General features: G+C 65.1%; 10 protein-coding genes and 1 pseudogene. 4 read left to right on the top strand and 7 right to left on the bottom strand.

From position 1 onward, the window contains the following. Nucleotides 1-408: 408 nt before the first annotated feature. The 6 genes and pseudogenes from EV191_RS29665 to EV191_RS29690 form a co-directional block, all read right to left on the bottom strand. A pseudogene (locus EV191_RS29665) lies at nucleotides 409-1269 on the bottom strand (SPFH domain-containing protein); the annotation flags it as partial. Between the two features lie 3 nt (nucleotides 1270-1272). Beyond that, nucleotides 1273-1704, bottom strand: coding sequence for an NfeD family protein (locus EV191_RS29670; protein WP_132881403.1), 432 nt, complete (start codon nucleotides 1702-1704; stop codon nucleotides 1273-1275). A gap of 184 nt (nucleotides 1705-1888) precedes the next feature. Continuing rightward, on the bottom strand, nucleotides 1889-2713 hold the full coding sequence (locus EV191_RS29675; RefSeq protein ID WP_132881405.1) for a class II fructose-bisphosphate aldolase: 825 nt from the start codon (nucleotides 2711-2713) through the stop codon (nucleotides 1889-1891). 12 nt (nucleotides 2714-2725) lie between these two features. Beyond that, nucleotides 2726-3991 (bottom strand): four-carbon acid sugar kinase family protein, encoded by a 1266-nt coding sequence (locus EV191_RS29680; RefSeq protein ID WP_165913173.1) that lies wholly within the window; start codon nucleotides 3989-3991, stop codon nucleotides 2726-2728. Beyond that, entirely contained in the window at nucleotides 3988-4428 is a 441-nt protein-coding gene (locus EV191_RS29685; RefSeq protein ID WP_132881409.1) for a VOC family protein, read from the bottom strand. The genes EV191_RS29680 and EV191_RS29685 overlap by 4 nt, the downstream gene beginning before the upstream one ends. After that, nucleotides 4428-5543 carry an isocitrate/isopropylmalate dehydrogenase family protein gene (locus EV191_RS29690; RefSeq protein ID WP_207894877.1) on the bottom strand — a complete coding sequence of 372 codons (1116 nt, stop codon included), beginning with the start codon at nucleotides 5541-5543 and terminating at the stop codon, nucleotides 4428-4430. The genes EV191_RS29685 and EV191_RS29690 overlap by 1 nt, the downstream gene beginning before the upstream one ends. A gap of 186 nt (nucleotides 5544-5729) precedes the next feature. Here EV191_RS29690 and EV191_RS29695 point away from each other — a divergent pair, with 186 nt between their 5' ends. Together EV191_RS29695 and EV191_RS30885 are read left to right on the top strand one after the other, a co-directional pair. After that, entirely contained in the window at nucleotides 5730-7319 is a 1590-nt protein-coding gene (locus EV191_RS29695) for an SLC13 family permease (protein ID WP_243659339.1), read from the top strand. Between the two features lie 117 nt (nucleotides 7320-7436). Beyond that, the gene (locus tag EV191_RS30885) at nucleotides 7437-8111 is read left to right on the top strand and encodes a FadR/GntR family transcriptional regulator (RefSeq protein ID WP_132881411.1); all 675 of its coding nucleotides are present in this window, start codon (nucleotides 7437-7439) and stop codon (nucleotides 8109-8111) included. 17 nt (nucleotides 8112-8128) lie between these two features. Here the strand turns inward: EV191_RS30885 and EV191_RS29705 are convergent, their stop codons facing one another. Beyond that, nucleotides 8129-8740 (bottom strand): TetR/AcrR family transcriptional regulator, encoded by a 612-nt coding sequence (locus EV191_RS29705; protein ID WP_132881413.1) that lies wholly within the window; start codon nucleotides 8738-8740, stop codon nucleotides 8129-8131. Nucleotides 8741-8874: 134 nt separating this feature from the next. Between EV191_RS29705 and EV191_RS29710 the strand changes: the two genes are divergently transcribed. Both EV191_RS29710 and EV191_RS29715 read left to right on the top strand, forming a co-directional pair. Further along, complete coding sequence (locus EV191_RS29710; RefSeq protein ID WP_243659340.1) at nucleotides 8875-10452, top strand: acyl-CoA synthetase; 1578 nt, start codon at nucleotides 8875-8877, stop codon at nucleotides 10450-10452. Between the two features lie 16 nt (nucleotides 10453-10468). Continuing rightward, nucleotides 10469-11638: an acyl-CoA dehydrogenase family protein gene (locus EV191_RS29715; RefSeq protein ID WP_132881414.1), complete on the top strand. Its 1170-nt coding sequence runs from the start codon at nucleotides 10469-10471 to the stop codon at nucleotides 11636-11638. Nucleotides 11639-11964 lie beyond the last annotated feature (326 nt).

Genomic DNA, 11964 nt, shown 5'->3' on the forward strand with positions numbered 1-11964 from the left:
CGCTCAACGCCTTCGCGATCGCCTTCGAAGGCCGCATCACCCCAACCGGAAACTAACCAATGCCAAGCCGGATCCACCGTTCATCGGACACTCCCGGCTCGTATTCCTCGATGTTTGGTGTGACACAAGGCGCTTCTTGTCTTGTTTGACGGTGCGCAGGCGTTTGTGAGGACTTTTGGGTAGAAGACCGATCTGCTCAGCTCGTTCGATAGTCAAGATCAGCTGTTATTCGGATCGTGCTGGAGTGTTCCGAGTGGGTCCAAGGTTGTTGCCCCCATCCGCTTGGGCGTCGGCGAGTGCTTCGGCAGCGGCTCGGGCGGCTTGGGCCGCATCGTCGGCGGCGGTCGCCGCACGTGTTTCAGAGGTGACGTCTCGAGTCGCAGGCGATTTGGGCAGCGTCTTGGTGAACGCTCGGGATACTTCGTTGAGCGCGGAAGTGACTTCACTGGGGATAACCCAGAATGTGTTTCCGGGCCCCTTCGCGAGCTCGGGCAGCATCTGCAGGTACTGATAAGCAAGAACCTTGGGGTCGGGGTCGTTGCGGTGTAGCGACTGAAAGACCTCATCGACGGCACGGGACTGGCCTTCCGCATTGAGGATCTGTGCGGTCCGGTCGCCCTCGGCGCGCAGCACTGCTGCCTGCTTGTCGCCCTCGGCGGTGAGAATCTGTGACTGCCGTTGCCCCTCAGCGCCCAGGATGGCGGCGCGCTTGTCGCGTTCGGCCCGCATCTGCTTTTCCATGGCGTCCTTAATGGACTGCGGCGGGTCGATGGCTTTGATCTCGACGCGGTTGACTCGAAGTCCCCATTTGCCGGTCGCTTCGTCGAGCACGCCTCTTAGCTGACTATTGATGGTGTCGCGTGAGGTGAGGGTGCGTTCAAGGTCCATCGATCCGACGACATTGCGCAGCGTGGTGACCGTGAGCTGTTCGACCGCCTGAAGGAAGCTTGCGATCTCATAGGCGGCCGCGCGGGGGTCGGTAACCTGGAAATACAGTACGGTGTCGATCTCTACGACCAGATTGTCCTCGGTGATGACCGGCTGTGGGCGAAACGAGACAACCTGTTCTCTGAGGTCAATGACCGGGTAGACCCGGTCTACGTAGGGAATGACGAAGTTCAGGCCGGGTTTCAGCGTGCGGTTGTAGCGTCCGAGCCGTTCAACGTTGCGTGCCCGCGCCTGCGGCACGATACGCACCGCTCGCAGCACCGTGAACACGGCGAACAATGCGATTGCCAGTCCAGCGACGAGAAGGGCGAAGTTGTCCATGGGTTACTCCCTGGGGTAAACGAGTGCGGCGTTGCCTTTGATCTCCATGACGTCGACGGTTTCCCCTGCGGGAATCACCAGCGTCTCGTCGTAGGCACGGGCGATCCATTCCTCGTCGCCAATGCGGACCCGGCCATCTCGAGCGCTCACGTCCTGCAGGACGTAGGCAGATTTGCCGACAAGCGCATCTATGCCGAAACGGATCTCCTGAGGCCGGAGCATGTGCCTGAGCGCGATCGGCCGGACGAGTACGACGCTGGTGATCGAGATGATCGTGAACAGCAGCAGTTGAACGGGTAGCGCAACGCCGACTGCGGCGAATCCTGACGTCAGCAGTGCCGCCCCACCGAGTAGACCAAGCGCGGCGGTGTAGGTGAAGATCTCGGCGGTACCAAGCACGAACGCGAGGATCAACCAGAACAACCACAAACTCATGGGTCGAACACGTCCGCGGACCACCGCAGTGGTGTGCAGATGTCGGCCATGTACCTCACGCCCAACGATCGCAGGATGCGTCAGCAGGGTCTGGGCCAACGTGTGAAACTGTGCCCGGTCAAACGAGATGTCGATCGACCACACCCTCAGCATACGCGGTACGAACGAGGCTAGCGCGGTGAGCTCAGTCGCGGACTCTGGGAAATGCCCGAGCGATATCGTGCGCGCTCTGACGGAGCCGGTCGGTGAGCGCGAGCATATCGGTGCTGTCCGGCTCCTGCGTCAGGAAGTTTCGTAGTTCGGTGAGATACGCGCGGCGCAGCTCGGTGTTGAGGTTGAACTTGACCACGCCGAGCTGCTGCGCATAGCTGACCTGTTCGGCTGGTAGGCCCGAAGTGCCGTGCAGCGCGATGGCTGCGGGAACCCGGTCGACGATCGCACTGAGCCGTGGCCAGTCGAGTTGGGGTGGGTGCTGGTACGTGCCGTGCACGTTTCCGATCGAGACGGCGAGGCAGTCGGCTCCGGTTCGTTCGACGAAGCGCTCGGCTTCGGCTGGGTCGGTGTAGCCAGCCGAAGCCGCGGCGGCGATATCGATGTCCTCGTGTCCCTCGATTCGGCCGAGCTCGGCCTCGACGGCGGCGCCGTATGGTTCGGCCGCGCGAACCGCTTGCCGCACGAAGCGGGCGTTGGCCTCGTCGTCGAGTCGGGATCCGTCCGCCATGATTGCCGTGGCGCCGAGATCGAGTGCGATGCGCAGCCGATCGAGATCGGGGCAGTGGTCCAGCTGCACTCCTGCGGACACCCGACTTTGCCGCGTGACGGCGACGAGTGCCGCCAGCAGCTGGGTTCCCGAGGGCCGCCGCAGTGTGGCATCGGAAACGAGCAGCAGCGCCGGAGTGCCCGCGTCCTCGGCCGCTTCGAGAATTCCGGTCGCCGTCTCGAGGGTGTAACAGGTGAATGCCACCAGTGGGCTGCGCCGCTTACGTGCGCGAGCCAGTTCTTCCTTCACGATTGCCTGTCCCTACGCCGGTCGGCGAAGTAGTTCGATGATATCGGCAAGCACGCTTTCTCCACCGACGTTGCCCGGCACGACAACCTGCTGGTGGCCGGCGGTATCGGCACGGTGCAGCTGCCATATCGGAACCCCGGTGACAACCTGTCCCTGTACGGACGCCACCGTTGCGCCGAGTGCACGAGTGGCGATCTCGGCGCCGGTGATACCTCCCTTGGTGACCACCGTGTCCGCACTCGGTGCGCTCGCCCGGACGACCCGCACCAGGGCTTCCATGATGACCGCGCCCTGTTCCAGATCGCCGTGGGTCAGGCTGCGCTGCCGTGGCGTGGCCACGACGGCCAGGCCTCGCGTGTCGAGGTCGGTGCGCACGCTGGCGGCGAGCTCGTCAAGTTCGGCGGTCGCGTCGTGTGCTGGATCGAGCAACAGCTCGGCGGAGGGGAGTAGGCGCGCTGGTGTGGAGAGCCGTTCCAGCTGGCGGCTGGCCCCGTCGGTATGCGAGCCGCAGGCCACCAGCACCGAGCGCGCGGCGCGCGGCGGGACGACACACGCGGAAGTGCCGGCCAGCGTGGCCGCGAGCGGAGCGGCGGAACGGACGACGACCCGTTGCCCTGTTTCGCGGGCGGCTTCGATACCCTGCGCGATCAGCCCGATGTCGTCGTCGGTCTCCGCGTCCGGGAGTAGTACCGATCCGGGCGGCGCGGCGAGTAGGGCATCGCGGATGGTCGCTAGCCCGCCGGCACGAAGTTCAGTAAGCTCGATCGTCGAGTTTGGACCGTTCAACCCGACCTCTCGAGCCCAGTCGACGAGCCTGCTGTGCGAGTAGCCGAACACCGAGTCTCGTGCGTACTCGGTCGCGGCGGCCGGAAGTTCGCCGTCGGGGGTTCGTACGAAGTGGACACCTTGTCTTGTGGTGCGGCCGCCAGCAGGGAACGCGGGGACGACGATGCCGACTCCCTGCGCTAGCCCGAGCAAGGTCATCTCTAGCGCGATATGGCCACGTAGTGTCGAATCGCCGCGCAGCACGACCAGCGTATCCGGTCCGACGAGTTCGGTGATCATGCCGGCAAGCGCTGCGATGTGCTCACTCGTTTCGGTCGGTGTCTTCGCGCGCGTATTGGTGAGCACGTAGATCGCCTTGCGGTCGTCCGCTGCGAACGCGGCCAGACCTTCGCGGGGCTTGTCGAGCAGCATGTCGACGTCGTGTGCGGATTGCGTGCCGGTGGGGTCGTCGTCAAGGACAACGACCTTGTCCGGGCGGATCCGGTGGCTCATGCGGGTTTCTCCACTAGCTCGATGGCACAACCTGGTGGATGGCGGTTGAGGAACGCACAGGGGTAGCCGTAGCCACCGACGAAGATTCGTTCCGTGGACTCGGCCGCTTCGGTGAGCGTGCGCGCGAGGTCGGGAACCGCGAAACATACGTGGTGCAGACCCTCGCCACGTTCGCTGAGGTGACTGGCCACCGGCCCGGCACGCAGTGGCTGGACGATCTGCATCGCCGCCGCCTGCCCGCCGGGATGTTTGCCACTCGGGTACAGCCACACCAGCCGCACACCCGCGTCCGCGACGATCTCGTCGTGTTCGCGGCGTAGTCCCAGGGTTTGCTCGAACCAGTCGGCTGAGGCCGTGGCATCGTGTGCGGCCACAGCCACGTGGTCGAGTAATGTCGCGGCCGTCCGAAGTAGATCGGGCTCGTCGTCCGTTGCCATCAGCCTTCCTCGTCAAGCGCGGCCACGATCGCATCACCCATTGCGGAACAGCTAGCCGAACCGCCAAGGTCGGCGGTTACCGCCTGACCTTCGGCAAGCACTCGCAGTACGGCGGCGTCGATCCTGGCTGCGGCATCGATGGCGGTCCTGTCCTCGTGCCGGTTGCCGAGCCAGTCGAGCATCATCGCGGTGGAGAGCACCATCGCGGTGGGATTGGCGAGGTCCTTGCCCGCGATGTCCGGCGCCGATCCGTGTGCGGGCTGGAACATGCCGTGCTCGTGACCGATGTCCGCGGAGGGGGCGAGGCCGAGACCGCCGACCGTGGCCGCGGCAAGGTCGGAGATGATGTCGCCGAACATGTTCTCCGCGACGACGACGTCGAAGTGGTCCGGTCGCTGCACCTGGAAAGCGGTCATTGCGTCGACGTAGACGTGCTCGCGCTCGATGTCGCGATAGCCATCGGCGACCTCATCGAAAACCGAACGGAAGAACGCGTACGAGCTCAGCACGTTCGCCTTGTCGACGCAGGTGACCAGGCTGCGACCGTCGAGTGGCCGCCCTTTGCGGTTGGCCGCGAGACCGAAAGCGATCTCGGAGACCTTCCGGGTTCCGTTCGCCGTGATGACGATAGTGTCCGTCGCGACTTCGCTACGGACATTGGTCCCGCCGGTACGTGAGGCATAGAGGCCCTCCACGTTCTCCCGGACAACCACATAGTCGATCGGCTTTGCGCCGGCCAGGGTGGCTGCCACTCCGGGGAGGCTGCGAACCGGCCGGATCCCGGCGAACAGGTCGAGCGCGAACCGCAGCCGGAAGATGACATCCCCGTTGACCTCGCGTCCGTCCGCATGACGGGCGTCCGGCAGGCCAATGGCGCCCATCAGGATCGCATCAGCGGCGGCACAGGCGTCGAAGGTTTCCTCCGGCATCGCCGTGCCGGTGCGCTGCCAACGTTGTGCGCCCGCGTCGTGAGAGTTCACCGACACGCTCAGCCCGGGCATGGTCCCGGTTACCCGATCGAGCACTCGAAGGGCCACGTCGGTGATCTCCGAGCCGATCCCGTCGCCGGGCAGGGCCACGACCTTGTAGTTACCCAATTCCGCACCTTTGGTCATACCGATTTTGTCTTCAGTATGAATACCTCGAAGTCGATGCTTGACGCAACTCGTCGGGCCAACTTCAAAAGTTTGCCGGCAATGCGCGGCTTCCTGCGTGGCGAGGTATGTCGTAGTTCGCACTTGACAGTCGAAATCGGTAATACCAATATTGCCGGCGTCCCTCAATGCTGAAAGGACTAGCTCGTGAGCGAACCCGCAGATTCCGCCACGCCAGGTGGCAGCCAAGGCAAGGCCGGACTCGAACAGTTCCGGGCTTACCGAGGGATCGACGAGTTGAGCATGACCGAGGGCGAGGCCAGGTTCGAACGGCGTCGGCAGACCACCGGTCTCGTGCTGGGGCCGGTGGCTGGGCTCCTGCTGTTGTTGCTGCCGCTCGGCTTGCCATGGAACCAACAGGCGCTCGCCGCCGTATTCGTGTTCACCGTTGTCTTCTGGCTTACCGAAGCGATCCCCATTCCGGCCACCGCCCTGCTCAGCGTCGCCCTGATGGTCGCGCTCGGTGTCGGGCCCGCGGACGAGGTCCTGAGCTCGTTCGGCAGCACGATCGTGCTGCTTTACCTCGGCGCTTTCTTCCTGTCACAAGCGCTGCTCAAGCACGGGCTCGCGGAACGGGCCGCCTACGCCGTGCTTGCCTCCCGGTGGGTCGGCAACTCCGTGACCAGGGTGATCATCGCGATCGGCGTCGTTACCTGTGTGTTCTCGGCGTTCGTCAGCAACACGGTCACCGTTGCGATGCTGCTGCCCACCGTGCTGGGCATCGTGGTGGCGATCAGCCGTCAGATCGGCAAGTCCGACCCGACCCGCCTGCGCGTGGCCACCTGCATGCTGTTGATGCTCGCGTTCAGCGCCAGCATTGGCGGCGCGCTCACCCCAGTCGGTGCCCCGCACCAGCTGATCGGCCGAGACCTGATCGAGGATGCCGCTGAAACGCAGATCAGCTTTTTCGACTGGACGGCCATCGCGGTTTCGTTCGCGATTCCGCTGTTCGCCGCACTGCTCGTGCTGCTGGTCAAGCTGAACAAGCCCGAGGCAAGCACGATCGACGGCCTGGCCGAGACCATGCTGGCCAACCGTCGATCTCGTGGGCGGCTGTCCAGGGGCGAATGGAACACGTTGATCGTGTTCGCGCTGGTAGTGATCGGCTGGCTGCTGCCTGGTATCGCCGCGCTGGTCTTCGGTGCGGAGTCGGCCGTCTACGGGGCACTCGCAGACAATCTGGATGAGGGCGTCGTGGCGATCCTCGGCGCTTGCCTGCTGTTTCTGCTGCCCACGAACTCGCGCACGCGCACCTTCACGATCGGCTGGCAGGACGCCGTGAAAACGGATTGGGGCACGCTGCTGTTCATTATCTGTGGTGCCGCGCTCGGCGATCAGCTAACCGAGACTGGCCTTGCCGAACGGGTCGGCGGCGCGCTCGGCTCCGCGGTCGGCGACACCAGTGTCATCCCGCTGACCTTCGTCGCGGCCGCGCTGGCCATTCTGATCTCCGAGATCGGTAGCAACCTCGCGGCCGTTGGGATCGTGGTGCCCATCATCATTCCGGTGGCGATAGCCGCTGGTGTGGATCCGCTGCTGCCTGGCCTTGCAGCCACATTCGGCTCCTCGTTTGGCTTTATGATGCCCATTTCGACGCCGCAGAACGCGCTCGTCTATGCCACCGGGGCAGTCCCGATCACCAAGATGGTTCGCAGTGGGGTGGTTTTCGACCTGCTCTCGGCCGTGTTCGTCACCGCGGGCGTGCTGGTGATGGGCAGTGTCCTTGGACTGACCTGAGTGCGGTGAGCACTAGACTCGACCCGTCAGAATCGGCGTCCGGACGAGGAGGAAGCACTGTCCGCCGTACCGCCCAGCCAGCACCCGGGCCCCGACGCACGCCGTTCGGATGACGTGGTGCAGAGCCTGCTGCACAGGATCAGGGAGGGCACACTCAAGGCCGGCGACCGGTTGCCGAATGAGCGGGACCTCGCCGTCGAGTTCGGTGTCTCCCGGCCGGTGATCAGGGAAGCGATCAGCCACCTCGCCGGTCGGGGAGTGGTCGCACCGCGCGGCGGTAGTGGTTCAACGATCACCGCCGTGGCTCCCGAACGCGCGCAGGAAGCGTTGTTCCTGTACCTCCGCGACAATCGGCTGGACTACCGCTCGATTCACGAGGTGCGGGGACTGTTCGAGGCACACGCCGCGGGTATCGCGGCGACCCGGGCGACGGCGGCCGACATCGAGGCGCTGCGGCAGTCCATGCGCACGTTGCGGGATTCCGGTGACCACCTTGCGGCAGCGGCGGACGCCGATGCCGCCTTTCACACCCTGATCACTCGGATTGCTGGCAATCAGGTCGTGGAGTTGATTCTTTCGTCGCTGCACACCGTGCTGCTCGACGTGCGCAAGCACAATCTCGCGCAGTCCTCGGCGTACAAGGAGGCGGTGCGGTCGCACCAAGCGATCCTGGATGCCATCGTGGACGGTGACGAGACCGGCGCGCGGGTCGCCATGAGTGCGCACCTCGACGCCGTTTTCCAGTATTGGCAGGAAAACGCGGTAAGCGGCTCGGCCGATCAGCGGCCCTGACCAGACGCGTCATCCGGTTAGAGATCGTGTTGTTCGGGTGGGTGGTCGAAGCCGTTGGCCCAGTACCTTCCCCGTAGCGACAGTTCGAGCAGCATGCTGGTGACCTCTTCGGGGGTCATCGGGGGTGGATCGGATTCGAGCCACCACTGCAGCACGGTGAGTTGCTCGCCGACCCAGGCTCTGGCGAGAACGTGGGGGTCGATGCGCACGTCGACTCCGAAGTGGGCAGCGCGTGCGGTGAAGACGTTAGTCGCGGAGGCCACGCGCCGTTCGATGAACGTGCGTAGTGCACTGCCGTTGCCCTCGCCTCGCAGGATCATCCGGTAAGCGTCGCGTTCCTCCAACCCGTGCCGGAACAACTCGAGCACCGGTTTACCGGTGAAACCGCGCGAGGACTCCAGTGAAAGGGGCGCGAGTCGGTCCCGTAGTTCGTCGAGGATGTCGGAGACGATCGCCTCGAGCAGAGTGGGCTTGTCCTTGTAGTACTTGTAGAACGTCGCCCTGCTGATGTCCGCGTGCTCGGTGATGTCCTCGACGGTGACGCCCTCGTATCCGCCCTCCAAGACGAGCTGGACGAGTGCGTCCTTGAGCAGTCGCTTGGTACGCCGGGTCCGGCGATCTTCGACCATCTTTCCTCCCACCAGGTGACGGCTACGCGGACGGCGGCCGAACCGCACCAGATCCGGAGACAAAGCTTACAGACTGCTTCGCCGTGCTGATAAACAGACTACATGTATAAATATGGTCATAGTGTTTACTATCGATGGGTGAGGGAACCGAGATGCTGAACCTGGGCCGATTCATCAGCAGAGCCGCGTCCTACTGGCCGATGCAGGAGGCACTGGTGTGTGGGCCGCGCCGCTGGAGTTACGCAGAGCTGGAGGAACGCACCAACAGGTTGGCCTCCGCGCTGCTTCGGCGCGGCGTGCGGGACGGTGCGGCCGTGGCGACGTTCGCCGCCAACCGTGCCGAGCTCGTGGAAGTGGAGGTCGCGCTCTACAAGGCGGGGCTGCTCCGGGTTCCGATCAACGCCAGACTGGGCGGCGAGGAAGCGGCGCACATCCTGACCGACGCCGATGTCCAGGTGCTGTTCAGTGACGCCGCGCATGTGGAGACTGCCCTGACCGCCGTGCGCACGACCGGCCGTGACATACCCGTGGTCGTGTTCGACGACCACGTTCCGGGCACCGTCCCGTTCGCGGATCTGCTCGACGGGGGCGACACCGCGCCGGTCGCTATCGACGTCGAGGAGAGCCTGCCGTGCGTCCTCAACTTCACCTCCGGCTCGACGGGCAAACTCAAGGCCGCGGTGCAGACCACTGGTAACCGGCTCGCGAACATGCGCAAACGGCTCATGGCGCCGGTGGGGTCGAACTCGACCGAGGACCGCTATCTCGTCACCGGACCGATCACCCACGCCTCCGGGATGGGGGTGTTGGCCTCGCTGAGCCGCGGGACCACCATCGTGGTGATGCCCGCGTTCACGGCGGTGGGTTTTCTCGAACTCATCGAGCAGGAACGCGTCACGGCGACGTTCCTGGTGCCGACGATGCTCAACATGGTGCTCGCGGTGCCCGGCGCGCGAGACACTGATCTCTCGTCGCTGCGGTCGGTGCGGGTGGGCGGGGCTCCGGTGTCGCCGCAACGGCTCAAGGAGGCCGTCGAGCTGTTCGGCCCCGTGGTGTTCCAGGGTTACGGCCAGGGCGAGACGACCGGCGGCATCACGCTCCTCACCGCCGAGGACGTGGTACGCGGCATCACCAGCGATCCGGATCTGCTGCTCTCCTGCGGCCGCGCGCTCTTCGACACCGAACTACGTGTCGTCGACGACGAGTTCCGGCCCGTGCCACCGGGAACCACGGGAGAACTCGTCGTCAGGGGGCCTGACTGTGTGGACGCCTACTGGAACGAGCCTGCCCTGTCTGCCGAGACCTTTCGGGACGGCTGGGTGCTCACCGGCGATATCGCCTATCTGCGCGAGGACGGTTACCTGTTCATCGTTGACCGGAAGAAGGACATGATCATCTCCGGCGGGTTCAACATCTACTGCACCGAGGTCGAGGCCGCGGTGTACGAGCACCCCGCCGTCGCGGAGGCGTGTGTGGTGGGTGTGCCCGACGAGAAGTGGGGCGAGGCCGTCAAAGCCGTCGTCGTCCCTAAGCCCGGTGCCGAACTCGATACCGCCGAGCTCATCGCCTTCTGTGCCGACCGGCTGGACAGTCTGAAGAAGCCCCGCTCCGTGGACGTTGTCGACTCCCTGCCGGTCAACCGCAACGGCAAGATCGACCGCCGCGCCGTCCGTGCCCCGTACTGGGCCTCGTCCGACCGTGCCGTGAACTAAAAGGAGCAGTGAACCAATGACGTTTGACCTCCAGCCCGGCTACGATGACCAGCCGGACCTCCAGCCAATCGTCCTAGCGCTCCGTGACTACCTGTCCGGGGAACTCGCCGACTACGAACGCGCACACGACCTCGGCCCGGAGTCGCCGTTCGACCGGTCAGTGCTGCAACCGGTCTGGAAACGCAGCAGAGAACTGGGTTTCTACGGCATCCACCTGCCTCCCGAGTACGGCGGGCGCGGTCTCACCAACACCGAGCTCGCCGTACTCAAGGAAGAGGTCGGCGCGTCGGGGCGGGCACTATTCCACTGTGTACTCGGCGACATGGGCGGCCCGCTGCGGGCGGGAGCGATCTTCGAGCATGCGACACCTGCGCAGATCGAGCGCTACCTGCGGCCCGTCGTCGAGGGTGAGCGGGCGTGCTGCTTCTCGCTCACCGAGCCGGACGCGGGCTCGGACGTGCGCGCGATGCGCACTACCGCCACGCCCGACGGCGACGGCTGGCGGCTGAGCGGGCACAAGGTGTTCAGCACCGCGGGCCCGTTCGCTGACTTCGCTGTCCTGGTCGCCCGGATGGCAGGGGAGGAGGCCTATTCGGCCTTCCTGGTCGACCTCGACGCTGACGGCTGCCAGGTGGACGCGGGCGATATTCCGTTGTCCGGCCAGCACATCGAGGCCGACATCGTGCTCGACGACTGTTACGTCGGCCCGGACCAGCTGCTTGGCGCCATGGGGGAGGGCCTGCGCATCGGGCTGGGTAGAGTGACCACCAACCGTCTGTTGCACTGCCCCACGATTCTCGGGCACGCCCGCAGACTCCTCGAGGTCACCATCGAACATGCGAGGTCGCGGCGGGTGTCCGGCGGCACGCTGGCCGACCTGCAATCCATTCAGCACAAGATCGCCGACATGGCGACCGCGTACTATGCGGCGCGCAGCATGACCTACGACGCGCTGGCCGCCCTCGACCAGGGACGGCGGCCGAGCATGGAAGCTTTTATGTGCAAGCTCTTCGTCGCCGAGAACGCCTTCCGGATCGCCGACGAGGCGATGCAGATTCACGGCAAGGCTGGGATGGTGCGCGGCTCGGAAGTCGAATGGCTGTTCCGTCGGCTGCGCATGTTCCGCGTGCTCACCGGATCGTCGGAGATTCAGAAGAACGGAATCGCCAAGGCACTGCTGCGCTGAAGGCCTCCGGGGCGCCCGCCCCGATCACGCCCGCCCCGATCACGGGCGCCCCGGAGTCACCGGGATACGTCGGCAGGTTCCTCCGTGGCGGTGCGGTTACGCCGCCACAGGCCATGGACGCACAGTCCCGCTACAGTGAGCACGATCGCCGCGAGCAGAGTCGTCGCTACCGGACCGGTCCAGAACACCGACCAGTCACCCCGCGAGACGAGTAGCGCCCGGCGGAAGTTGGGCGGTTTCAGGGGGTCGACGCAACACTGCTGTTAGTTGGTGGTGATTAGATCACGCAGACGCTCGGCTGGGGTATCCCAGCCGAGCGTTTTGCG

Source organism: Tamaricihabitans halophyticus, assembly GCF_004340875.1.
Classification (GTDB): Bacteria; Actinomycetota; Actinomycetes; order Mycobacteriales; family Pseudonocardiaceae; genus Tamaricihabitans; species Tamaricihabitans halophyticus.